The 22926-nt window shown below is 44.8% G+C and carries 21 protein-coding genes and 1 riboswitch; of the genes, 9 read left to right on the forward strand and 12 right to left on the reverse strand.

The window, feature by feature from the left end:
• Positions 1 to 11: 11 nt before the first annotated feature.
• Positions 12 to 971, reverse strand: a complete 960-nt coding sequence (locus ACRRQV_RS13910) for a thiamine pyrophosphate-dependent dehydrogenase E1 component subunit alpha (RefSeq protein ID WP_432532411.1) — start codon at positions 969 to 971, stop codon at positions 12 to 14.
• A 380-nt stretch (positions 972 to 1351) separates the two neighbouring features.
• Between ACRRQV_RS13910 and ACRRQV_RS13915 the strand changes: the two genes are divergently transcribed.
• The 4 genes from ACRRQV_RS13915 (at position 1352) to ACRRQV_RS13930 (ending at position 4644) form a co-directional block, all read left to right on the forward strand.
• Positions 1352 to 2506, forward strand: a complete 1155-nt coding sequence (locus ACRRQV_RS13915) for a CapA family protein (protein WP_432531879.1) — start codon at positions 1352 to 1354, stop codon at positions 2504 to 2506.
• Positions 2507 to 2544: 38 nt separating this feature from the next.
• A complete protein-coding gene (locus ACRRQV_RS13920) occupies positions 2545 to 3675 on the forward strand; it encodes a CapA family protein (protein WP_432531881.1) in 1131 nt (376 codons plus the stop codon).
• Between the two features lie 133 nt (positions 3676 to 3808).
• The gene (locus tag ACRRQV_RS13925) at positions 3809 to 4129 is read left to right on the forward strand and encodes a PadR family transcriptional regulator (RefSeq protein ID WP_432531883.1); all 321 of its coding nucleotides are present in this window, start codon (positions 3809 to 3811) and stop codon (positions 4127 to 4129) included.
• On the forward strand, positions 4126 to 4644 hold the full coding sequence (locus ACRRQV_RS13930) for a DUF2812 domain-containing protein (protein WP_432531885.1): 519 nt from the start codon (positions 4126 to 4128) through the stop codon (positions 4642 to 4644). The genes ACRRQV_RS13925 and ACRRQV_RS13930 overlap by 4 nt, the downstream gene beginning before the upstream one ends.
• A gap of 46 nt (positions 4645 to 4690) precedes the next feature.
• Here the strand turns inward: ACRRQV_RS13930 and ACRRQV_RS13935 are convergent, their stop codons facing one another.
• The 5 genes from ACRRQV_RS13935 to ACRRQV_RS13955 form a co-directional block, all read right to left on the reverse strand.
• A complete protein-coding gene (locus ACRRQV_RS13935; RefSeq protein ID WP_432531887.1) occupies positions 4691 to 5749 on the reverse strand; it encodes a Gfo/Idh/MocA family protein in 1059 nt (352 codons plus the stop codon).
• 9 nt (positions 5750 to 5758) lie between these two features.
• On the reverse strand, positions 5759 to 6733 hold the full coding sequence (locus ACRRQV_RS13940) for an ABC transporter permease (RefSeq protein ID WP_432531889.1): 975 nt from the start codon (positions 6731 to 6733) through the stop codon (positions 5759 to 5761).
• A complete protein-coding gene (locus ACRRQV_RS13945; RefSeq protein ID WP_432531891.1) occupies positions 6726 to 8240 on the reverse strand; it encodes a sugar ABC transporter ATP-binding protein in 1515 nt (504 codons plus the stop codon). The genes ACRRQV_RS13940 and ACRRQV_RS13945 overlap by 8 nt, the downstream gene beginning before the upstream one ends.
• A gap of 128 nt (positions 8241 to 8368) precedes the next feature.
• Positions 8369 to 9361 carry a substrate-binding domain-containing protein gene (locus ACRRQV_RS13950; RefSeq protein WP_432531893.1) on the reverse strand — a complete coding sequence of 331 codons (993 nt, stop codon included), beginning with the start codon at positions 9359 to 9361 and terminating at the stop codon, positions 8369 to 8371.
• Between the two features lie 122 nt (positions 9362 to 9483).
• Positions 9484 to 10473, reverse strand: coding sequence for a LacI family DNA-binding transcriptional regulator (locus ACRRQV_RS13955; RefSeq protein ID WP_432531895.1), 990 nt, complete (start codon positions 10471 to 10473; stop codon positions 9484 to 9486).
• A 200-nt stretch (positions 10474 to 10673) separates the two neighbouring features.
• Here ACRRQV_RS13955 and ACRRQV_RS13960 point away from each other — a divergent pair, with 200 nt between their 5' ends.
• Entirely contained in the window at positions 10674 to 11642 is a 969-nt protein-coding gene (locus tag ACRRQV_RS13960; RefSeq protein WP_432531897.1) for a sugar phosphate isomerase/epimerase family protein, read from the forward strand.
• Positions 11643 to 11701: 59 nt separating this feature from the next.
• Here the strand turns inward: ACRRQV_RS13960 and ACRRQV_RS13965 are convergent, their stop codons facing one another.
• The gene (locus ACRRQV_RS13965) at positions 11702 to 12172 is read right to left on the reverse strand and encodes a DMP19 family protein (protein WP_432531899.1); all 471 of its coding nucleotides are present in this window, start codon (positions 12170 to 12172) and stop codon (positions 11702 to 11704) included.
• Between the two features lie 224 nt (positions 12173 to 12396).
• Here ACRRQV_RS13965 and ACRRQV_RS13970 point away from each other — a divergent pair, with 224 nt between their 5' ends.
• On the forward strand, positions 12397 to 13257 hold the full coding sequence (locus tag ACRRQV_RS13970) for a GNAT family N-acetyltransferase (protein WP_432531901.1): 861 nt from the start codon (positions 12397 to 12399) through the stop codon (positions 13255 to 13257).
• A gap of 164 nt (positions 13258 to 13421) precedes the next feature.
• Here ACRRQV_RS13970 and ACRRQV_RS13975 read toward each other — a convergent pair whose 3' ends face one another.
• Together ACRRQV_RS13975 and ACRRQV_RS13980 are read right to left on the reverse strand one after the other, a co-directional pair.
• Entirely contained in the window at positions 13422 to 14222 is an 801-nt protein-coding gene (locus ACRRQV_RS13975; protein WP_432531903.1) for an SDR family NAD(P)-dependent oxidoreductase, read from the reverse strand.
• A 152-nt stretch (positions 14223 to 14374) separates the two neighbouring features.
• Positions 14375 to 14845: an NUDIX hydrolase gene (locus tag ACRRQV_RS13980; RefSeq protein WP_432532413.1), complete on the reverse strand. Its 471-nt coding sequence runs from the start codon at positions 14843 to 14845 to the stop codon at positions 14375 to 14377.
• Between the two features lie 159 nt (positions 14846 to 15004).
• Between ACRRQV_RS13980 and ACRRQV_RS13985 the strand changes: the two genes are divergently transcribed.
• Positions 15005 to 15604: a nitroreductase family protein gene (locus tag ACRRQV_RS13985; protein ID WP_432531905.1), complete on the forward strand. Its 600-nt coding sequence runs from the start codon at positions 15005 to 15007 to the stop codon at positions 15602 to 15604.
• A 43-nt stretch (positions 15605 to 15647) separates the two neighbouring features.
• Here ACRRQV_RS13985 and ACRRQV_RS13990 read toward each other — a convergent pair whose 3' ends face one another.
• Positions 15648 to 16094: a DUF6376 family protein gene (locus tag ACRRQV_RS13990; RefSeq protein WP_432531907.1), complete on the reverse strand. Its 447-nt coding sequence runs from the start codon at positions 16092 to 16094 to the stop codon at positions 15648 to 15650.
• Between the two features lie 155 nt (positions 16095 to 16249).
• On the opposite strand from ACRRQV_RS13990, the gene ACRRQV_RS13995 reads away from it, so the two are divergent.
• Both ACRRQV_RS13995 and ACRRQV_RS14000 read left to right on the forward strand, forming a co-directional pair.
• The gene (locus ACRRQV_RS13995; RefSeq protein WP_432531909.1) at positions 16250 to 17392 is read left to right on the forward strand and encodes a YeiH family protein; all 1143 of its coding nucleotides are present in this window, start codon (positions 16250 to 16252) and stop codon (positions 17390 to 17392) included.
• A gap of 277 nt (positions 17393 to 17669) precedes the next feature.
• Positions 17670 to 19928, forward strand: a complete 2259-nt coding sequence (locus ACRRQV_RS14000; protein WP_432531911.1) for a putative bifunctional diguanylate cyclase/phosphodiesterase — start codon at positions 17670 to 17672, stop codon at positions 19926 to 19928.
• A 54-nt stretch (positions 19929 to 19982) separates the two neighbouring features.
• Here ACRRQV_RS14000 and metC read toward each other — a convergent pair whose 3' ends face one another.
• A complete protein-coding gene (gene metC / locus ACRRQV_RS14005; RefSeq protein ID WP_432531913.1) occupies positions 19983 to 21149 on the reverse strand; it encodes a cystathionine beta-lyase in 1167 nt (388 codons plus the stop codon).
• A 76-nt stretch (positions 21150 to 21225) separates the two neighbouring features.
• Positions 21226 to 21327: riboswitch (SAM riboswitch) on the reverse strand.
• A gap of 75 nt (positions 21328 to 21402) precedes the next feature.
• On the reverse strand, positions 21403 to 22878 hold the full coding sequence (locus tag ACRRQV_RS14010; protein ID WP_432531915.1) for a protein adenylyltransferase SelO: 1476 nt from the start codon (positions 22876 to 22878) through the stop codon (positions 21403 to 21405).
• Positions 22879 to 22926 lie beyond the last annotated feature (48 nt).

The raw sequence follows: 22926 nt of genomic DNA on the forward strand, positions 1-22926 counted from the left end.
CCTTTCGTTTTTTAAGATGTGAACACATCGCGAAGTGCATCTTCAGGTTTCGGGAACTGGCTGTCCCGCGCAAATTGGTAAGCTTCATCGACTTCTTTTTTTGCACGCGTTTCAATTTCTTCGAGTTCCGCTTCGTTTATGCCTTCTGCTTCCATTAACTGCTTCCGCAATTTGAGAATCGGGTCCAACTGGCGAAGCCCCGGCACTTCCGCTTTGTCGCGGTACAATTCCGGATCTCCTTGGAAATGGCCTAAGAACCGGTATGTCTGAATTTCAATGATGGTGGGCCCTTGCCCGGTCCGTGCTCTGGCCACCGCTTCTTCTGCCGCTTTATACATTGCAATCGGATCGTTGTCTTTTACGTAAGCACCCGCAATGCCATATGCCGCTGCACGCAAATCATTTGAAGCAATCGCTGTCGAATCGGTTTTCGCTACGGAAATTCCGTAAGAATTGTCTTCCACCACAACGATCAACGGCAAATTCCACAGTGCTGCCAAGTTCAGCGATTCGTGGAAAGCACCAGCATTTGCAGCCCCTTCACCGATAAAGGCCACAGCCACCCAGTCATGCCCTTTCATTTTACTGGCCATAGCTGCACCGACAGCATGTGGAATACCAGCCGCGACAATGCCTCCGCACGAAAACTTGACGTTTGGGTCAAACAAATGCATATGGCCGCCTTTTCCTTTGCCAAGCCCGGTTTCTTTCCCAAAAATTTCAGCGGTCATTTTTTTCAGATCCACGCCTTTTGCAATGGCGTGATGATGCGGACGATGAGGTGCTGTGACCGTATCATCTTTAGTCAAATGCACACAAACGCCAACCGCTGCGGGTTCTTGGCCAGTCGCTAAATGCATCTCACCCGGCACAGTTCCGGCACCAATATTAAATACCGGCGTCTTCCCTTCACTGTAAGCATCCACCATCTGGTCTTCGTAATACCGAATCTTCACCATGTGTTCATACATCCATTTCAGCTTTTCCAGCGACACAGCAGGCTGTTTTTCCTCGAAAATCGTCAAGGCTTTTTCCTCCTTTTGGTTTGATATGCTTCATGAAGTTTCACATAAGCTTGCTACCTCCTATGATAATAATTTTCTTTAAATTGTCAATATTCTGTCTTTTAAGCATAAATCTTTAGTAATTTTTCAACAGCTAGAATGAAGGCTAAAATACCTAAAACAAAAAGCAATTTTAACTATATCTCTTCAAAAATAAGTAGTTTATTCATCGCTTTTAGATTAATCTAGTAGTAAGTTACGAGAAAAAAATTGTATTTTTGTACTTTTTTTATTTTATCTCATTATTTTTAGCACTGTTACTTTCTCACTGATTTTTCACGATAGGAGTGAAGCAATTGAAATTCACACAATTATCATATTTTCTTCTTCTGCTGATAAGCGGATCATTGCTGGCAGGGTGCGGTTCTCAAAACGCCACATTGGCTGAGGAAAAAGCAGAAGACCGCTTTGAATCAAGGCAAGCGCCAGTGAGTCTCCCTACCAAAAAATTTGTAAAAACCAGTACCGCTTCTCTCTCAGCTATCGGCGATGTCCTGATTCACACGCCTCTTTACAAAGACGCCGAAACCAAAAGCGGCTATGACTTTAATCCGATGTTTGCAAACGTGAAGCCTTATCTGGAAAAATCCGATATCACGGTCGCCAACTCCGAAAGCATTATCGGCGGCAGTGAAATCGGCTTGTCCTCTTACCCGTCTTTTAACAGTCCTTTTGAAGTAGGCGATGCCATGAAAGACGCCGGCATTGACGTTGTGTCCATGGCGAACAACCATACGCTCGACCGAGGAGAAAAAGCCATCGAAAACGCCATTCATCATTGGGATGAAATCGGCATCGTTCATACGGGTTCTGCCCTTTCCAAAGAAGACAGCGCGCGCATTGCAACGATGACCAAAAATGGCATTACGTTTTCGTTCTTATCCTATACATATGGCACCAATGGCATTGCGGCGCCTGCTGGAAAAGAGTTTCTCGTCAATCGAATCGATAAAGAAAAAATCAAACAAGATGTAGCAAAAGCAAAAAGCAAATCGGATGTCGTCGTGGTCAGCCTGCATTTTGGAAATGAATATGAACCATTGCCGACCGCTGAACAAAAAGACTTGGCCCATTTTACAGCTGAACAAGGAGCCGATATTATTTTGGGGCACCATCCCCATGTCTTGCAGCCTGCCGAATGGATCGAAACGGCAGACGGCAGAAAAAGTTTTGTGGTCTACTCGTTAGGAAATTTCCTGTCTGGACAAAACGAACTGGACCGGCAAATCGGAGCGATTCTTCACTTAACCGTCGAGAAAACCACCACCGCCGATTCAACGATGATTGCTATACAAGATCCTTCATTTACAACCACTTTCGTTAAACATTCCGGTTATCGAAATTTTGAAATCGAGTTATTAAAGAATGTAAATCCGCCCAAAAACACCTTAGTCAAAGCGCATATGTCTACATGGATAAACAACTTAACTTTTGACGAATAGGAATAGAAGAAAAAGATGAAGAATTCGGAGGGTACAGGATGAAATTACAACAAACGATTCTCGCTTCATTTCTGGTCATTATGGTTTTGCTTGTTGCCGGCTGCGCATCCCATCAGGGCAGTCCGGCAACTGACAGCCAAAACCGCAAGACGCCGGTCGCCACTGTCCCTGAAGAGCTTGTCAAAACGAGCACCGCTTCCCTTTCTGCGATTGGTGATGTCTTGATCCACGACTCGGTTTACTTGGACGCCGAAACGGAAAGCGGGTATGATTTTAATCCCATGTTTGAAAAAGTAAAACCCTACTTGGAACGATCGGATATCACCGTTGCCAATTCCGAAAGCATTATTGGCGGAAGCGATATCGGCGTGTCCACTTACCCTTCTTTCAATAGCCCATATGAAGTCGGGGACGCGTTGAAAAATGCGGGTATTGACGTAGTTTCGATGGCAAACAACCACACACTTGACCGGGGAGAAAAGGCGGTTAAAAACGCCATCAACTATTGGGACAAAATCGGAATCGCCCATTCCGGCGCTTCCCTTTCCGAGGAAGATCAATCTCAAATTACAACTCTTACTCGAAATGACATTACGTTCTCTTTTTTATCGTACACCTATGGAACAAATGGCATTGAATCGCCTGCCGGAAAAAGCTATTTAGTGAACCGGCTTGATAAAGAAAATCTTCAAAAAGAGATTGCCAAAGCAAAAGAACAGTCAGACGTTGTCGTGCTCAGCCTTCATTTTGGGACAGAATACGAAAGAATGCCAAATGCGGAACAAAAAGAAATGGCGCATTTTGCTGCTGAACAAGGAGCCGATATCATCTTGGGCCATCACCCTCATGTTCTTCAGCCTGCTGAATGGATCGAAACCGCAGATGGACGAAAAAGTTTCGTGGTTTATTCGCTCGGCAATTTCTTGTCCCACCAAGATGAATTGTACCGAAAAATTGGCGGCATTCTTCATCTCACCGTCGAAAAAACCACAGACACCGATTCGACCGTCATTTCCATTAAAGAACCGGCCTTCACAGCCACTTACGTAAAGAACACAAACTTAAGAGAATTTGAAATCGATTTGCTGGAAACGGTCGATCCTGAAAAAAACAAAGAAATTCAAGCGCATATGTCCACATGGATGGACGACTTGCAATTTGATGAATAACTGCAAAACTTCTTCTTCCATCGCGAAGAGGAAGTTTTTTATTTTCTCTCCATTATACCTTGACACTCGATATATCGACACCTATACTATGAGTAACGATATATCGGATAACGATATAAAAAGGGGTGATGGCATGCAGCCGCTTTCTGAGTCCACGTATTTGGTTTTATTGGCGCTGGCAAAAGGACCTTTGCACGGTTATGGCGTCATAAAAGAAATCGAACAGTACAGCGATGGCGAGATTGTGTTGGCTCCCGGAACGTTATACGGCGTGCTGACCAATTTGCAAAAGCAAAAACTCATTGAATTGGTCACCGTTGAAAAAGACAACCGCCAAAAGAAAATTTATCGCTTGACCAATGAAGGACAAAAAACGTTCGAAACGGAGTACAACCGCTTTAAAAAGATGATTGCCATCAGTGACGATCTATTGAAAGGAGTGGAAGAAAGTTGAAGACGTTAAAAAAGTTTAAACTCTTTCTTAGTGCCGATTTAGAAAAAGAAGCCGAGTGGCTGACCCAAATGTCGGAGAAGGGCTTTCATTTTGTGAAGCACAAAGGCGTTTTTTATTATTTTGAGGAAGACTCCACTAAATCTTATATTTATCAAACCGATTTCCAAGAACCGAATGACGAATACTTTCAATTATACGAACTGGCCGGATGGGAACATGTCCACACGGCTATCAGCCAATTCCATTATTTCCGCGCCGAAAAAGACAAAATTGGCGATCAACGAATTTATTCAGACGCATCTTCTATTAAAAACATGTACCAGCGGATGTTGTCGTTTTACTTGGTTCTCTTCCTTTGCGTCATTGTCGCTCAAACCGGTGTTTTTCTAACTTGGGAAGGCCATCTGTACCAAAAAATTGCCTTAGCGTTAGTTTTGATGGTTGTTGTGCTTTATGTCTTTTTGTTTGCAGAATTGCTGAGAAAAATGAAGAAACACAAAAACAGCAAGGGATGAAATCCAAAGATTTCATCCCTTGCTGTTTTCTTTTTACGGACCAACTTTATAGCGATAAGAGCGTTTCGCTTTGAATCGTGACGACTTTTTCTGTTTCGGCCGCCTCAATAATTCCCAGGATGACTTTTAATGATGCCAGTGCATCTTCCCCGGTGACAGATGGCGGCTGGTCCAAGCGAACGCTTTCGACAAATGCGTCAATAACGCCGCTTGGAGTTTGGTTGTCATTTGTTTGAATGGCTTCAAGTTCATAATGCACTTTTTCCCCATTTTTCGTCAGCACTTCTATCTGGTATTGTTCGCTTTGGTAAATTTTCAAAATTCCTTTTTCACAGTAGATAACGGTGCTATTGTCTTCTTCTCCGTAATAGGTCCACGAAAAAGAGGCGGTCCCGATCTTTCCTTTTTTTGTTTTCAAAGTGGCGACAATATTGTCGCACACTTCTATCGGATTGCCGTTTTCATCTTTTTTATGGAGAGCTCCTTGAAAGGCACTGACTTGCTCTATTTCGTCATCCAATAAATAATGCAGCAAATCCACTTTATGAATCCCCAAATCTCCTGCTACACCGTGCCCTGAACGTTCTTTCTTGAAGAACCACGTCGAATTGGTTTTATTGAATCCCCAGTCTTCCGGACCGGAATGTCCGAACGTCGTTTGAAAGGTTAATATGTTTCCCAATTCACCGCTTTGGAGAATTTCTTTTGCTTTTTGGTGCGCGCGCGTAAAGCGCTGATTGTGGTCCACCATTAATTTCTTGCCCGATATCTTTTGTGCCTCGATGATCTCTCGGGCATGTTCGACCGTCAGCGCGATCGGCTTTTCGCAAAGCACATGCTTGCCGCTCAACAACGCTTTTGTGGAAAACAAATGGTGGTGCTCATTGGACGAACAGTCGCTGATGATGTGGATATTTGGGTCATTGAAAAGGTCATCGGCCGTCTCTGCAACTCGGCCGCCAAATATGGCTGCCAGCGCTTCTGAACGATCCAAGTTTCGATCGTAAAACACGATTTCGTCCACATATGGACTTGCTTTGTATTCAGGCGCATGCCGAAATTTCGTAATCGACCCACAACCGATAATGCCAACGTTTATCCCCATACACAACCCCTACTCTCTTTTTTGGAATACAACAGCAATAATGATAATAAGCCCTTTTACAAAGCCTTGCAGATGGGGCGATACGTTCATTAAATTCATCATGTTGTTTAAGATGCCCAAAATCAAAACGCCGAACAGTGTGCCAATAATTTTCCCTCTGCCGCCTGTCATACGGGTTCCACCGATGATGACCGCAGCGATGGCATCCAATTCATACTGAACGCCTGAGCTCGAGGAGGAAATGGAATTTAAACGCGACGTTTCAATAATCGCCGCTACGCCTACTAAGGCCCCAATTAGCGTATAAACACCAATTTTGATGCGATCGACCCGGATGGCTGAGAGAAGCGCAGCTTTTTCATTGCTTCCGAGCGCATACACATAGCGCCCAAAGCGGGTTTTGTGCATCAACACATATACCAATGCCGTCATAACAAGGAAAATGATGACCGGAACATCGAATATCCATAAATCGCTATTGGCAATTGCGGTAAATCCAGTCACTTCCCCCGACACACTGCCCCCGTCCGCTATATACAAAGCGAGCGAACGTGCGCCGGCCATCATCCCGAGCGTGGCGATAAACGAAGCGATCCTTCCTTTGGCCACCATCAGCCCATTCAAGAATCCGGCAAACGAACCGACGAGCAGCGCTGTGAAAATTCCAACGAGAATGCTGCCTGAAGCATTTAGTGCCAACACGGAAATAACACCAGCCAATGCAAGCACGGAACCGACCGATAAATCGATGCCTCCTGACAGCATCACCACAGTCATCCCCATGGCCACAATCCCGATAATCGATACTTGCATTAAAATATTCAATTGGTTGTTGAGGTCTAAAAATCTTGGATTCATAAGCGACGATGCAATGAAAATAATGATAAAAGCAATAATGACGCTATACTCTGCCCACAACCAGGAAAGACGGCTTTTCGTCGTCGCTTTTTCTTGGTTGTATTCTTTAATATTTGTACTAGCCAATTTTTTCGACCTCCCTTTTCGAGCCAGTGGCGTATTGCATGATTTCTTCTTCCGTTGCCTCATCAGCAGTAAAGCGCGCCGTAACTTCGCCTTGGAACATAACGTTGATCGCATGGCAAATGCGCATCACTTCAGGTGCTTCAGAAGACAAGATAATCACTGCTTTTCCAAGCCTAGCCAAGTCCACAATTTGATGGTAGATTTCCTGTTTAGCGCCGACGTCAATTCCTTGCGTTGGATTGTCGAAAATCAAAATTTCCGTTTCGGCTTCCAGCCATTTCGCAATGATTACTTTTTGCTGATTCCCGCCGCTCAATTTATCAATGGTGATGCTCGGATTATGCACTTTAATGTTCAACGCTTCTTTATATACCTGGAATTTCAACCGTTCTTCTTTGTCGCTAATAAAACCGGATTTCTCAAAATTTCCCATTGAAGACAAGCTCATATTGTGAATGACACTCAAATCTTTGATGATGGCATTTTCTTTGCGGTCCCTTGGCACAAATCCAATTCCAGCTTTTAAAGCTTTGCGTGGATGATCTATTTTTACCACTTGGCCATTGATCAAGACATCGCCCGTGTATTTTTTTCGGTAGCCAAATAAACTTTCAAAAAGCTCGGTTCTGCCATCTCCAGCGAGTCCTGTAAACCCGACAATCTCGCCTTTTCTAACAGTAAAATCAATCCCCGCAAACAATCCTGGGCTCGTTAAGTTTTTCACTTCCAATACCACCGGGCCAAATTCATGTTCATGCATAAAACGGTCTTGCGAAATCGATTTTCCCACCATATGCCGAGTAATCGTTTCAATGTCTTCCGTTTCCAGGCTGCCTGTTTTCACAAGCTCGCCATCGCGCAAAATTGTAAAACGGTCGCATACTGCTTTGATTTCCTTTAACTTATGGGAAATGTAAATGATGGAAACACCGGATTTCTTTAAGTTTTTCATAAGTTCAAAGAGCCGGTTCACTTCGTGTTCAGCAAGCGATGTGGTCGGTTCATCCATAATAATGAGGCGGGATTTATGAAGCAGCGCTTTTGAAATTTCGATCAATTGTTTATAGGACGTTGCAAGATTGCGTACATATTCTTTTGGGTTGAGGTCAACTCCAAGTTCTGCGAGAATGGCATGGGTTTGCCGGCACATTTCTTCAACATCCAAAAACCCGATTTTGTTGCGCAGCTCTGAACCCAAAAACATGTTTTCGTAGACCCGAAGATCCGACACCATATTCAACTCTTGGTGAATAAAACTGATTCCACGCTCTTGTGAAATCCGAGGATTAACCATTTTCACTTCTTCGCCTTGCATAAAAATCTCGCCGTTATCCGGTTGGTGGACACCGCCTAAAATGTTCATTAACGTGGATTTTCCCGCTCCGTTTTCACCAAGCAACGCATGGATCTCCCCTTGTTCAACTTGCAGCGTTACGCCTTTCAGCACTTTGACGCCATTGAACGATTTCTCGATATTTTTCATTAAGACAAAAGGATTTGAAGTCATGGCACGATCCTCCTTATATAGGAAAAGAGGAAATACAATGGCTGGCATCGTATTTCCCGGCATTTAGTTGGAATTCAACTTTGTTAATAGTGGTTTTGATATTCCGGAAACGCGGACTTACGCCGAACTTAGAATTTAGATTCTGGATTGTAGAATTCATCTACGTTTTCTTTTGTTACTTGAGTAGCTTCTTTGACGACCATTGATTCTGCCGGCTCTTCGCCTTTCGCGATATCAGCTGCAATTTTCACTGCATCTTCCACCATCGTTGGTGAGTAGAGGAATGTTGCCTTCATCAAGCCGTCGTTTTTGATGTCTTCAAATACTTGTTTTGCACCGCCTGCACCTGTTACGAATTGAATATCGGTGCGTCCTGCTTCTTCAATGGCTTGCAAAACACCTAATGCCATTCCATCATCTTGTGTAAATACCGCGTCGATTTGTGGATTGGCCTGCAAAATGTTCTGCATGACTTCCAGCGATTTTTCAGTTGAGAAGTCGCCGCTTTGGGAGGCGATGATTTCCATGCCTTCTGAAGCTTCAACCGCTTCTTTAAAACCGGATCCCCGCTGTTCTGTAACCGAGCTTGGCGGACCTGAAATTTCAACAATTTTTCCTTTTCCGCCTAACTGTTCAGCAAAAAACTTGCCAGCATTAACGCCAATTCCTTCGTTATCGCCTTTGACGACAACTGTCGCTGCATCGTTTTCAAGTTCGCGGTCAACAATAACCAATGGAATGTTTGCATCTTTTATTTTTTGGCCCACTGGAGTCAATGCTGCTGACTCGATCGGCAGCATGACAATAACGTCTACTTCCTGGGCAATTAAATCATCTACGTCGTTTGCTTGTTTGTTGGGATCTGCTGCATTTGTCATGACGTATTCAATGCCATCGCTTTCTTGGAGTGCTTTTGCTTGTTTCTCGGCACTGTCAATCAAAGCGCCCATCCATCCGTGAGTTGCAGATGGCAGGGATATGCCGATTTTCAATGTGTCATCCGCTTCTCCATCGCTTGAACCAGAACCAGACCCTGAGTCAGAACCTGAACTTCCCCCGCCGCAAGCCGCTAATCCAAATACCGTTACGATCGCTAAAAATAAAATCAATAATTTCTTCACTCTGTTCACACCCCTTTGTTTTTTTAAAAAGCTCTCCCTTTTTGTAAACGATTTCATTTACAGCTAAGGCCAGCGCTCTATTATCAATTCCTCTTAATAACAGAGCGCTGTTCTTAGCTGATTTATCCTGAAGTCGACTCTCGTATAACTAGTTCATGCTCTAAAATGACGCTGTCCACTTGCTCCCCTTTAATCAAGTCAATTAGCATTTTTGCAGCAATGGTCCCCATTTTGTACATCGGCTGGGCAATCGTTGTCAATGTCGGGTTGGTCATATTGGAAAAATCAATTTTGTCAAACCCAACAACGGCCATGTCGCTCGGCACATTCAAACCGGCAGCGTTTATTTCTTTTAATGCGCCGATTGCCAATAAATCAGAAACTGCAAATACCGCAGTCGGGCGGTCTTTCAGCGCCAAAACCTTTTTCATCGCTTGTTGTCCGTACTCGAATCCCAAGTGCTGGGTGTACAGCATATAATCCTCAATCACCGGAATGCCGTGTTCTTCCAATGCGCGCAAATAACCCATTTTCCGCTCCCGGGCATACAGGTATTTTTCATCTGTATTCATCAACGCAACTTTTCTATGGCCGATTTGAATCAAATGTTTTACGGCCCGGTATGACGCCTCCTCGCTGTCAATGGTCACGTATGGAATTCCGATCCCTCCTCCATATTCACTGCATTGAATGATCGCGTATTTTTCGGACAGCTGTTTTAAAGTTTCTACGTTGATGGCCGGATCCATTGAAATAATGCCATCCGCCATTTTTTTTCGGACAAGATCAAAGTAAATATCCTCTTTTTCCGGTTTGGAGTCCGTTTCACATAACAGGATGCTGTAATTTTGGCTCAATGCCATATTTTCGATTCCTTTTATGATTTCAAAGTAGAATGGATTGGAAATGGCCGGGATCAAAATCAGGACAATCCGGCTTTCGGAATTTCGCAAGTTGCGCCCAAGCATGCTTGGTTCGTAATGAAGTTGCTTGATCGCCTCCTCGACTTTCTGTTTGGTTTTTACTGCTACTTTCGCTTGTCCATTCAGCACTCGTGAGACGGTAGCTACAGAGACTCCTGCTTGCTTTGCGACTTGTTGGATATTTGCCATGTTCTTTTCCTTCTTTCTGAGATTCCATTAAAACTTAAAATGAAATCGATTACATTTTTATAGTAATTTGTTCAGAATTATCTGTCAACATAATTTTTTCCGTTTAAAAACTATTGATTTACTTGAATAGTTTCTATATGTTAAGAATGTAATGGATTACATGACAGTATATTCTGAAATTTTATTATGGAGGGATTTGGATGAAACTAGGTGTCTTTACTGTATTATTTTCCGATAAGAGTTTTGATGACATGTTGGATTTTGTCGCATCCAAAGGGGTTGAAGCAATAGAACTCGGAACGGGCGGTTATCCGGGAGACGCTCACTGCAAAGTGAACGAACTCTTAGAAAACGAGGGCAAGCTGCAAAGCTTTAAACAGAAAATTGCAGATGCCGGCTTGATCATCAGCGCGCTCAGCTGCCACTGCAACCCGCTTCATCCGCAAAAACAAATCGCTGTTCCTGCCGACGAGCTGATTGTCAATACGATGCAGCTTGCCTCTAAACTTGGTGTTCCGGTTGTCAATACGTTTTCCGGCTGCCCGGGCGACCACGAAAATGCGCTCTATCCCAATTGGCCGGTTGCCGCATGGCCGCACGACTTCCAGGAAGTGCTGAAATGGCAATGGGAAGAAAAAGTGATTCCTTATTGGAAAGAAAAAAACGATTTGGCCGAATCACTCAACGTTAAAATCGGCTTGGAGCTTCACGGCGGCTTTTCCGTACATACACCCGCTACGATGCTGCGTTTGCGCGAGGCGTGCGGTCCTGCGATTGGCGCCAACTTAGACCCGAGCCATATGTGGTGGCAAGGCATCGATCCGGTGGAAGCCATCAAAATCTTGGGGCGTGAAAACGCCATCCATCATTTTCATGCAAAAGACACCATCATCGATCAACAAAACACGAACCGCAACGGCTTGACCGATATGACCGACTATGCAGAGATGCGCGACCGCGCCTGGTATTTCCGCACCGTCGGCTTTGGCCATGACCAAAAAGCTTGGACAGACATGTTGAGCACATTGCGGCTTTACGGCTATGATTACGTCGTCAGTATTGAACACGAAGATGGCTTAATGTCGATTGAAGAAGGCTTTACAAAAGCCGTAGAAAATTTAAAACCGCTTCTCGTAAAAGAATCCGTCGGCCAAATGTGGTGGGCGTAGAAATCAAAACAGCCACGCTTTTATTGAAAAGCGTGGCTGTTTCTTATTGGCAAATCTGATTAATCCTCTGTAACGTCAATCAATTCCGTATGGACATCTACGAAAAATGCTTCCATCCGTTCCTGTATGACACCATCCAGTTGCTGGTATTCGCTGTCTGCTTTTTCTACAATCGCATAAAATTCCGCTTCTTCAATTTGTTCGTTCTCTAACGCTTTGAATTTGCTCCACAACACAAGCCCGTAAGTTTTCTCGATGACTGCATAGTCATGTGCACCTATTGTCTCCAATACGCGCGCCAGTTCATCTATGTAATTAATGATGCCTACTTCTTCAACATGTTCAGAGAACCACGTCAACAAACTCTCGTGACCCCCGCTTTCGAGTTCGGAATAATATTGAAACGCCAAATAAGCATCATCCGCAATTTGGTTGCCTGTTGGATAATCATAATCGCTAATCGTGTCGATGACCGCGTTCCAAATATCGGCGGTATGGATCAAATCTCTTCTGCTCATTCTTGGCTTCATGCGATTTCCTCCCTGTAAACAGTGATGGCTTCTAGCATTTATTATACCAATTTCTCCTTGTTTGAGGATGCCTTATTAAAGGGTAATGGACTTTATCAACTAAGAAGGTGTGATAAGTATGCGGATCGGTTGTGCGGGAAGCCTTATTGTTTCAATTATTCTTTCAATTATTTTAACGATTCTATTGAATTTGCTTTTATAGACGGATAAGGAGTGTCAAATAAATGAATCAGTCAATTCGGGTATTAACGCTAGACGACTTTCCTTTTTTAGAAGCGATGGAAACGGGGATTGAAGATGACTACGTCAAACGTATTTTTGAACGGCTCGTTTCCACGGAGGAAAACCGCTTATACGGATTGTTTGTGGATGGCCAGCTGGCGAGTGTCTGCGGGTACACCATTTTTGCCGAGCGCTATGCAATGCTCGGCCGAATCCGAAGCGATGTGCGATTTCGGGGTAATGACCTTGCTTCTAAGCTGACCGTCTTTGTCCGGGACGAAGCATTCAAACGGCCTTCCATCCACTGGGTTGGAGCGAATACACAAGAAGAGAACGGCCCGGCTCGGCGCGTTCTCGAAAAAACCGGTTTCCGAGAGTTTTCGACATTGTACGGCGCAACAGCCAAAGACGTGTCGATGTTTGAAAATGGCGGCAATACTTGGAATAAAATCTCCAGCCTTGAACGGAAAAAAGAATGGATCAGCCAGTTGTATAGCGGGCCGGATGCCGTCTTTCCGTATGAATGCTATTACCCGTTTCCTGCTTCTCCTGAATTATTTGCCGATGAAAAACTAATGGACTGGTCTTTTTATGAAAACGAGTCCGGCACACGCGTGTTGATTACAAAAAAAGACTTCAAAAAATACACGTACCTTCAAGCCATTTATCCATTTGATGATTTGATGGAACAAAGCGGCTTCTGGGAAACCGTTTCCGTGGATTACTTGAAGCTGGCGGCTGAAACCGAAGGCGAAACGTATGTTTGGATGGACTTGACGCAAGAACAAGTGCTGTCGCTGCCAAGTGGACACCCCTTCAAGCTGCCTTCTCCGTGGGTGTTGTACGGAAGCGAGCGGCCATAAAAGGAAGAACCTCTTTTCTCAGGATGCAAATGAGAAAAGAGGTTCTTTTTGATTTGGAAAGTAAATGAGCTGAAACGGAAAGTATTTCATCCATAATAGAAAGTATTTTTCACAAAACAGAAAGTATTTATGCCAAAACAGAAAGTATATCCAATTGACTGGAATTACCGCATGACGCTGCCCCCGGAAATCTTCAGCGATTCGCCGACGATGTTTCGCGCAGCGTCGGTCAATAAAAACGCAATCGTGTTGGCGACTTCCTCCGCTGTCGACAAACGGCCGGATGGAATGCTTTGTTCCGCGTCCTGATATGCTTCTTCAAAGGAAATGTTTTGGGCATCCGCTCTTTTTCGGATGCTGTTCCAGGCCATTTCGGTATCGACATATCCTGGGCACACTGCATTGACGCGGATGCCGTGCTCGATCGCTTCGAGCGCCATCGATTGCGTCCAGCCAATAACTGCAAATTTGCTCGCGGCGTACGCACTGTTGCCATGCGTCCCTCTTAATCCGGACAGCGAAGCCAAGTTGACGATATCGCCTTCTTTTTTCTCAAGCATTTTGCCGTAAACCGCTTGAGTCAAGAAAAACGTCGACGTGAAGTTTAAATCCATCACCTGTGCAAGCGTCTCTTCGTCCAAATCCTCCACAACACCGCCGCCTCCCATTCCCGCGGAATTGACCAGTCCGTTAATGAAGCCGAATTTTTCTTCCGCATGTGCCACCAAATGGTCCCTGTCTTCTTTTTTTGTCAGCTCAGCTTCTTGCACACAAACTTGCCCTTTTTCTGCTACTTTGGACAATTCCTTTTCAAGCTGCTCGAGCTTTTCAATGTTGCGCCCTGTACACGTTACTTTCGCGCCCATTTCTACCAATAGCTTGGCTGTCGCCAACCCGATGCCGCCTGTTGCTCCAGTGATCAATACGTGTTTATGCGCCAATGCGTCCTTCGCAAAAATTGTCATGCAAATCTCCCCTTTTTCAATATCTCGTGTTCTTCTTTTCCCTCACATGGAAGACGGCCAAACATGGCACTTACACAGAAACTTGGACAACAATGGTTTTCAATCAAAAAAATTGTCCGAAAGTCAGTTTGAAAGACTTTCGCACAACCTTTTTATTTTCTCAACGCCGCATAATGCTTCGCTAAAAATTCTTTGATGATAACTCGGTGGCTGCCCACCATATAGTCCGGCAGCTGACCTGGTTCAAAAAATTCAACGCTCGCCGATTCGGTTCGGTCAATTGTCAGTTCGCCCGTATAGCAGTCGGTGTAATAGGCAACCGTCACTACGTAAAATTCGTCGCCGTTTTCGGCAATGGCAAAATGCTCAGGCCCGGAATAAACATTGATCAGCCGCAGCTCCTCAACTGCCAGCCCGGTTTCTTCCAGCACTTCCCGCTTGGCCACATCTTCCGTTGATTCTCCTAATTCCATCAGCCCGCCGGCCAAGCCCCATTTGCCTTTTGGATAGGTACGCTCCTGCAAGAGCAGCTTCCCCGTTTCATCGACAATCACCACGACGGCCCCGACAAACAATAAAGGCCGATGTCCGACCAGCGCTCTCAATTCTTCGATATAGCCCATCAAATACCCCATTTCGCATCTAGACTTCTTTGCTGATTTTACCATTTCTCTTACGTAATTGAGGCGGAATAAGTGCTGTTTGTAAAATTCTTTGAAAACCATAAGAATCTTTAGTATTCTTATAATATTATTTCGATATATAATTAGGAGGACCAAAAGATGACAACGGATTTTTATTCAGCAATAGAAGCACGGCGTTCGGTTTACCAAATCAGCAACGAACCAGTGATTTCGGATGAACGGCTTCAAGAAGTGATCCACCACGCCGTAAAAAATGCTCCTTCTGCTTTCAATTCCCAAAGCAGCCGAGTGGTTGTTTTATTAGGGGAAAACCACCAAAAATTGTGGAACTTAACGAAAGAAACATTGCGAAAAATTACTGCTGCTGAAAAATTTCCTGCTACCGAAGCAAAGATGGAGTCTTTCAGCAATGGCTATGGCACCATCTTAATTTTCGAAGACGAGTCGGTAATTGAATCGCTTCAAGAAAATTTCCCTTCTTACAAAGACCATTTCCCGCTCTTTTCTTACCAGTCGTCGGGCATGCTCCAACATATCGTTTGGACAGCGCTAACTCATGAAGGATTCGGAGCTACTTTGCAGCATTACAATCCGCTGATCGACGATGAAGTGAAACAAACGTGGAACTTGCCGAGCAGCTGGAAACTGCTCGCGCAATTGCCATTTGGCAAGCCCGGTTCTCTTCCACAAGAAAAACCGTTTCAGCCATTGGACGATCGGGTTATGTTCGTAAAATAACAAAAAAGCAGCATGCTTTCTTTAAGCGCGCTGCTTTTTTGCATTATTCACCCAGCTGTTTAATTTGATCCACAATCGTGCCGATTTCTTGCAGCGATTGCAGCGATTCGTTGTTTTCCAACACTGCAGGATCAAGCGTTCCGTCCTTAATATTATTCAAATACAGGTCAATGCCTTTTAGTGCACGTTCGTTTTGACTGATCACTTGCTGATGAAGATCGGCTGCCAGCTCCGGCGCTTCCAATTTGTTAAACTCTTCTATATTCGTTTTCATCACTTGCAGATTCGCTTCTAATTCTTTGGCCGCTTCTTTGTCAGTCACGGCTTGTTTGGCCAATGCTGGAGTATCTTTTGCAAAAGCAGTTGCTTCATTCGCGTATTCTGTCGCTTCGCTTGCGTAAGTGAGCGTATTATTCGCATCCTCAAGGTAAGAACAGGCGCTTAACACCGAAACAATCAGGACGAAAAAAACAAAATGAATTTTTTTCATGTTTAAACCTCCATACTTTATTCGCTTATGCAATAAGTATACCACGGATAGATTCATTCCCCTGCCTTTGGTTCTTCGGATATACTATAGAAGTGCTCCGCACTATTCCAAAATGAGTCTGTCTGTTATTAGCAGCAGGACGTAAGGAGAATAAAATGGCTTCTAATCAAAAAACCTACGGCGTCATCGGGCTCGTGCCCGGTTTAATCGCTTGCCTGATTGTCATGTTTGCCGGAATATACGGCGCAAAAGAAATTGGCCAATTGCTGCTGGCTATGGGCATTTTGCCGAAAGGCGGCGCCAGCCCCATTTCTGGCATATTCGTTGCCATCTTGCTCGGCATCTTGATCCGCAACTTTCTTGGCTTGCCGGATTTTTTCAAAACTGGCATCGGCTTTTCCGTAAAGTACGCACTGCGTGCCGGCATCATTTTGCTTGGGCTTCGCCTCAGTTTGACAGAAGCCTTAAAACTGGGTGCCTGGGGATTACCATTAATTGTTGCGTGCATTTCCGCCGGGTTATTTGTCACTTTGTTTTTCACAAAAAAACTCCATCAATCAAATAGGCTCGGTACATTGATTGCTACCGGAACCGGTATTTGCGGAGTGACAGCGATCATGGCCACAGCTCCGGTCATCAAAGCAAAAGAAAACGAAATTTCCTATGCTGTTGCCAACATCACCATTTTCGGCTTGATCGGCATGCTGTTTTATCCATATTTGGCGCATTTCTTTTTTGCCGGGGAGCCTGTCAAAGCCGGTTTGTTTCTTGGAACGGCTATCCATGACACAGCTCAAGTGACGGGAGCGGCACTGATTTATGACCAATTGTACGACTCGGACGTGGTGGTGGATGTGGCGGCGATCACCAAACTGACGCGAAATGTATTTATCATTGCGGTCGTGCCGTTTGTGTCGTATTTGTTTTTCCGCAGCGGCTCAAAAAACGGCGAAGCGGGCAAACTGCCGAAATGGTACAAGCTGTTCCCGTTGTTCATCCTTGGATTTTTGTTTTTGTCGCTCGTGCGGACCATTGGCGACGCCACCGTATCTTCTTCTGGAGAAGCATTCGCCTTGTTTTCGCCGGCAACTTGGGAAAGCTTCTACAGCTTCTGGAGTTCATTCGGTTCGACATACATGCTTGGCCTTGCCATGGCAGGAGTGGGTTTATCCACGAATTTCAAAATATTCAAAGGCCTTGGCCTGAAGCCTTTTTACATTGGCATGATTGCCGCCTTGTCAGTCGGAGCAGTCAGTCTACTGCTAATTGCGGTGTTCGGAGATTTAATAAAGCTGTAAATAAGACAGATAGCTCTCACATAAGAGAGCTATCTGTTTGTGTATATTTTTTACATTTAACCACTCACAAAAGAATAGTTTATTTTTTCGAAAATTAGTAAATAATTCTATATATTCGAATGAAATTTAGGTATAATATCCCTACGAAGAAAATAATAAGATGATAAAAATCTTTCTTTTTGTAAAAATCGAAAGAAATTCCAGGGAATCCCCAACCGTTTGATGTGGGTTTTTTCCATTTCAGAAATCACCCGGTGTATACAGGAGGAAAACAACTATGCTAAGAACAGGGCGCTTCCCCATCTTTTTAGTAGCCATAACCATTGGATTGTTCGCAGCATGGAACATAGCTTTTAAAGAAAATGAATGGATGGCTTTTATCGGCATCGATGTGTTTCGTATCTTGGTCGGCCTCTTGAGTTTTGTTTGGCTTTCTCAAGCTTTTCAAAAACGGCAGGCTAAGCAAGGGCCATTTTGGCTTCTCCTAAGCCTGGGCGTCTTATTTTTTATCGGGACAAGTGCCTGGAGAATTTATTTGCAGCTTACGCAAGATCTTTTAGACCCTTCCGAAGCGGTTTATGCGATATGGCTGTTATCGAATGGCTCTTTCTTATCCGCTTTGTTATATAAAGTAAAAGAGCTGCGCGCTACTGCTGTAAAAAAATCTTATTTTTTCAATATGTGGATGTTCATGATTGCCGCTATTTCAATCAGCTTCCATTTTATTATCCAACCGGTTTTAGTAGATCCGGACTCATCCTTAATAATTTCGCTGGTAACTTCCATTTATCCTCTTGTGGATTTGGGCATCATGTATGCCATTACTGTGCTGTATTATCAAAGCCAGCAAAGCAAACAAAAAAATCTCATGCTTTATGTTATATTGAGCCAGTTTATGTTGATTGTCAGTGATTGGGCTTACTCTTATCTTTTCTTGCAAGATTCTGCAGGCAGAGGAGTTGTTTTAGAGCTTTTTTGGATGATATCCGTGCTGCTTATTGGTTTAGCAGGATTTTATAGCCACAAAAACATGAATGAAGATCCGCCTTCAATTAAAAATCTTTTCGAGGAAAAAAGCTTTATTTTTCCGTATGCGGCAATTTTGGTATTGCTGGCAATCGTCATTTCCGATTATCAGCTTCGCTTAAACGCACTAAGTCTTGGATTGCTTGTTTCGTTTATTATGATTCTGGGTCGGCAATTGCTCATTATCCGCACAAACGAAAAGCTCATGGATGAATTTAAATACTTGGCTTATCACGATTCGTTGACGGGGTTAAACAACCGGATTTCCTTCCAAAAAGAAATTGAAAAAGCCATTGCTGGCGCCAAGGATCAGAACATGGCGTTGGTGCTCATTGATTTGGACCGTTTTAAAGTGATCAATGATACACTCGGCCATTATGTCGGCGACCAAGTGTTGATAAAAGCAGCAGCGCGGCTGAAAAAAGCATCCCCTCCCTCTTCTGCCTTATTCCGGTTGGGCGGCGATGAATTTGTCATTATTCTTCCGGATTCCAAAGAAGAGGATTGCCTTCAATTGGCAGATGCTATTGTCCGGAGCTTTCAGGAGTCTTTGGCGATCAATGGCTATGACATCAACGTAACGCCAAGCATCGGGATCAGCATTTATCCGGAAAACGGAAAAACAAGCGAAAACTTGTTCAAAAATGCGGATGCGGCTATGTATTTGTCAAAAGAAAACGGCAAAAACCGCTATAGTTTCTATAATACTGAACTCCATAAATCGATGACCCGCAAAATGATTATCGAGACTGAGCTGAGAAAAGCCATCGCTAAAGACGAATTTTCGCTTTTCTACCAGCCGAAAGTCGATATGCAAACCCAAGAAATGATTGGCATGGAAGCTTTGCTGCGCTGGCACCACCCGGAACTGGGTTCAGTCTCTCCAGCGGAATTTATTCCCATCGCCGAAGAAACAGGGCAAATCGTTCCCATCGGGTCTTGGGTATTAAGAACAGCGTGTCTGCAAAATAAAACATGGCAAGACAAAGGCTTAGCGCCATTATGTGTTTCCGTAAACGTCTCTGCTCTTCAATTTCAGCAAGAAGATTTTCTAAAAACGGTAAGCCTTGCTTTAGAAGAATCGCAGCTCGATGCGAGTTTTCTCGAGTTGGAAATTACCGAAAGCATCATGAAAAATATTAAAGAAAGCATTGAAATCACGGAATGCTTGCGGGCAATGCGGGTGAAGATTTCCATTGATGATTTCGGAACGGGCTATTCTTCTTTGCATATCCTTCCCAAATTGCCGATCCATACGATCAAAATCGATAAGTCGTTTATTGATGACATCGAACAAAAAGATCATCAATTGATGATGAAAGCCATCATCGACCTCGGCTTGACCTTGAAATTAAACGTCATCGCCGAAGGGATTGAAAATGAAGGGCAAATGAACATTCTGCTGGAAAATAAATGCCGCTTCGGGCAAGGCTATTTGTTCTCAAAACCCGTGCCGGCAGAAGCATTCGAATACCTTCTTCCGCTGAAAAAAGCGCCCATTTCCAATTAATCAAAAGAGCTGTTCCAAAGTCAGAATATCCGGCTTTGGGCAGCTCTTTTTTCACTAAACCAATTGCCCTTCCGCTTGCCGGACTTTTTGCAGCGCTTGTTTGATATCTTCCAGTAAATCATCTGAATGCTCCAAGCCGACCGACAATCTCAACAAGCCGTCTGTTATGCCCCGCTTCTCACGCTCATCTTTCGGCATTGCAGCGTGGGACATGGTCGCAGGATATGACAAAATCGATTCGACCGCGCCTAAGCTCACTGCAAAAATGGGAATACGCAAATTGTCTTTGAAGATTCGCGCCGCTTCTTTTGATGGCAGCCGGAAGGATAAAACCGCGCCAAATCCTTTTGCCTGACGAATGTGAATGGGATGTCCCGGATGAAACGTAAATCCCGGGTAGTACACTTCTTCAATCACTGGCTGCTGATGCAAAAATTCCGCTATTGCTTGTGCCGATTCGGATGATTGCTTTAAACGTGTTCCCAAGGTCTTTATACCTTGAATCAATGTATAACAATCTTGTGCTCCTAACACAGCACCGAACGAGTTCTGGATAAACGCCAGCCGCTTGCCCAGTTCTTCGTCTTTGGTGACGGCGAGCCCCGCGGTAATGTCGCTATGGCCGGACAAGAATTTCGTGGCACTGTGAAGCACAAGATCTGCGCCAAGCGCCAGCGGGTTTTGATAAAGCGGCGTCATGAAGGTATTGTCGACAAACGTCAAGCAATCGTTCGCTTTTGCCAGTTTCGCTGCAATTTCAATATCGGTGATGTTCATCGTCGGATTGGACGGAGTTTCAATGTACACCACTTTTGTGTTCGGCTGGATTGCTTCGGCCATTTCGCCGAGATCGGTCATGTTGACAAACGTGTATGCGATGCCGAATTTATTCAAAACTTCCGTGACAAAGCGGTACGTCCCGCCGTAAACATCTTCTGAAATGAGCACGTGATCGCCTTTTGACAGCAGCATGAAAGCGGAAGAAATCGCCGCCATGCCGGAAGCGAATGCAAAACCGCGCGTGCCCCCTTCAAGTTTCGCTATGGTTTCTTCCAGCGCCAGCCGCGTCGGGTTGCCCGAACGGCTGTAGTCGAACGGGCCGAATTCGTCAAAACTTTCCTGATGGAACGTGGATGATAAGTAAATCGGAACGTTCACCGCCCCAGTTTGTTTGTCCACTCCAGCTGCATGGATAAATGCCGTCTCCAAATGATCTCCCATATTAAAAACCTCCTTCAAAATAAAAACAGGGCTTTTCTCCAAAAAAGAAGAAAGGCCCTGTTTAAGAAACACCATCTTCTCATCTTTTAGGCAATTGCCTATTGGAATTAGCACCGTGCCCAAAGGCTGGTTGCTGAGACTTCACAGGGCCAAATCCCTCCGTCTCTCTTGATAAGAAATAATTGTATGAAGTTGATATTGCTGAATGTTTTATATACTAACGCATTTTTCTGAAAATGGCAAGGTGCATTTTTTACGTTCCGCAATATGTTCGGTAAGGGCCGTCTGGTGAATCCGGAAGATCGGCGTATTCTTCTTGCTCAATTGAATGGGCATAAGGATCCTTTAACACGGCCAACAGGTTTTCCATCACGCTGTAATCATTCTGGAATTCCGCAGCAGCAAGAGCTGCTTCGACCCGGTGGTTGCGCGGAATGACGGCCGGGTTGCTGGCCCGCATTAATTGCATAGATGCCTCGCTCGATTCCGTTTGTCTTTCGCGCCGCGTCTCCCAAATTCCCCGCCATTCAATGAATTCGGCCGCTTCGAATAGTTTGGCATCCCGCACGCGCCCGGTCGTCAACGCAAGGAACGTGTTCGTATAATCCGCTTTGTGCTGTTCCATTAAAATCAACAGTTTGTCGATCAATGTTTCGTCTTCTTGTTCTTCATTGAACAAACCGAGCTTTTTCCGCATCCCGGACAGCCAAAGCGACTGCTGCAGCTCAATGTATGCAGACAGTTCTTGCTGGGCCATTTCAATCGCCTCTTCTTGCTGGTTGTGAAGAAGCGGCAGCAAGGATTCGGCGAAGCGCGCCAAATTCCAGCCTGCAATCATCGGCTGGTTGCCATAGGCATAGCGTCCGCCGTGGTCAATCGAACTGAATACCGCTTTCGGGCTGTAAACGTCCATAAACGCACACGGGCCGTAATCGATCGTCTCTCCGCTGATCGCCATGTTGTCAGTATTCATCACACCGTGGATAAAGCCTGCTAACTGCCATTTAGCAATCAAAGAGGCTTGGCGTTTGGCGACTTCTTGGAATAAAGCAAGGTAACGGTTGTCAGCTTCTTTCGCTTCAGGAAAATAGCGTTCTATCGCATAATCAGCCAACGCTTTGAGTTCTTCTACTGTGCCGAAATTCCGAATGTATTGAAACGTGCCAACGCGCAGGTGGCTTGCAGCGATACGCGTCATGACAGCACCCGGCAGGCGGGTTTCACGTAGTATGGCTTCGCCTGTTTCAATGACGGCCAAACTGCGGGTCGTTGGAATGCCAAGGCCGTGCATCGCTTCACTGATGATATATTCGCGCAGCATTGGCCGAAGCGCAGCACGGCCGTCTCCTCCGCGTGAATACGGCGTCCGTCCCGACCCTTTCAGCTGGATGTCGAAACGTTCGCCGCTTGGCGTGATTTGTTCGCCATACAACAAGGCTCGGCCATCGCCTAGCATTGTAAACGAGCCGAATTGATGTCCGGCATACGCTTGGGCAAGCGGCTGGCCGCCTTCTGGCACTTCGTTGCCTGCCAGCACGGACACCCCGTATTCGCTTGCCAATGCTTCGCTGTTCAATCCAAGTGATTCGGCTAATGGACGGTTGAGGACGGCAAGCTTCGGTGAAGGCACGGGGTTTACGTCGATGCGGCTATATAAGGTTTCCGGCAGACTGGAGTAGCTATGTTCCAAGTTCCAGCCGATTTCGGTTTTTTCCGTTTTCTTCGTCATGGGATCGCCTCTTTTTCTGTTTTTTTCTATAGCAGCACAAGGCAAATT

This window comes from Planococcus sp. YIM B11945 (assembly GCF_050864155.1).
Classification (GTDB): domain Bacteria; phylum Bacillota; class Bacilli; order Bacillales_A; family Planococcaceae; genus Planococcus.

Bases quoted from the DNA above. Each gene is read 5' to 3' on its own strand.
- ACRRQV_RS13925 (WP_432531883.1), top strand. From the start codon at position 3,809: ATGCAGCCGCTTTCTGAGTCCACGTATTTGGTTTTATTGGCGCTGGCA.
- ACRRQV_RS14000 (WP_432531911.1), top strand. From the start codon at position 17,670: ATGCTAAGAACAGGGCGCTTCCCCATCTTTTTAGTAGCCATAACCATT.
- ACRRQV_RS13975 (WP_432531903.1), bottom strand. From the start codon at position 14,222: ATGACAATTTTTGCGAAGGACGCATTGGCGCATAAACACGTATTGATC.
- ACRRQV_RS13945 (WP_432531891.1), bottom strand. From the start codon at position 8,240: ATGACTTCAAATCCTTTTGTCTTAATGAAAAATATCGAGAAATCGTTC.
- ACRRQV_RS13980 (WP_432532413.1), bottom strand. From the start codon at position 14,845: ATGGGCTATATCGAAGAATTGAGAGCGCTGGTCGGACATCGGCCTTTA.
- ACRRQV_RS13995 (WP_432531909.1), top strand. From the start codon at position 16,250: ATGGCTTCTAATCAAAAAACCTACGGCGTCATCGGGCTCGTGCCCGGT.
- metC (WP_432531913.1), bottom strand. From the start codon at position 21,149: ATGGGAGATCATTTGGAGACGGCATTTATCCATGCAGCTGGAGTGGAC.
- ACRRQV_RS13955 (WP_432531895.1), bottom strand. From the start codon at position 10,473: ATGGCAAATATCCAACAAGTCGCAAAGCAAGCAGGAGTCTCTGTAGCT.
- ACRRQV_RS13970 (WP_432531901.1), top strand. From the start codon at position 12,397: ATGAATCAGTCAATTCGGGTATTAACGCTAGACGACTTTCCTTTTTTA.
- ACRRQV_RS13960 (WP_432531897.1), top strand. From the start codon at position 10,674: ATGAAACTAGGTGTCTTTACTGTATTATTTTCCGATAAGAGTTTTGAT.
- ACRRQV_RS13935 (WP_432531887.1), bottom strand. From the start codon at position 5,749: ATGGGGATAAACGTTGGCATTATCGGTTGTGGGTCGATTACGAAATTT.
- ACRRQV_RS14010 (WP_432531915.1), bottom strand. From the start codon at position 22,878: ATGACGAAGAAAACGGAAAAAACCGAAATCGGCTGGAACTTGGAACAT.
- ACRRQV_RS13910 (WP_432532411.1), bottom strand. From the start codon at position 971: ATGTATGAACACATGGTGAAGATTCGGTATTACGAAGACCAGATGGTG.
- ACRRQV_RS13965 (WP_432531899.1), bottom strand. From the start codon at position 12,172: ATGAAGCCAAGAATGAGCAGAAGAGATTTGATCCATACCGCCGATATT.
- ACRRQV_RS13985 (WP_432531905.1), top strand. From the start codon at position 15,005: ATGACAACGGATTTTTATTCAGCAATAGAAGCACGGCGTTCGGTTTAC.
- ACRRQV_RS13920 (WP_432531881.1), top strand. From the start codon at position 2,545: ATGAAATTACAACAAACGATTCTCGCTTCATTTCTGGTCATTATGGTT.
- ACRRQV_RS13990 (WP_432531907.1), bottom strand. From the start codon at position 16,094: ATGAAAAAAATTCATTTTGTTTTTTTCGTCCTGATTGTTTCGGTGTTA.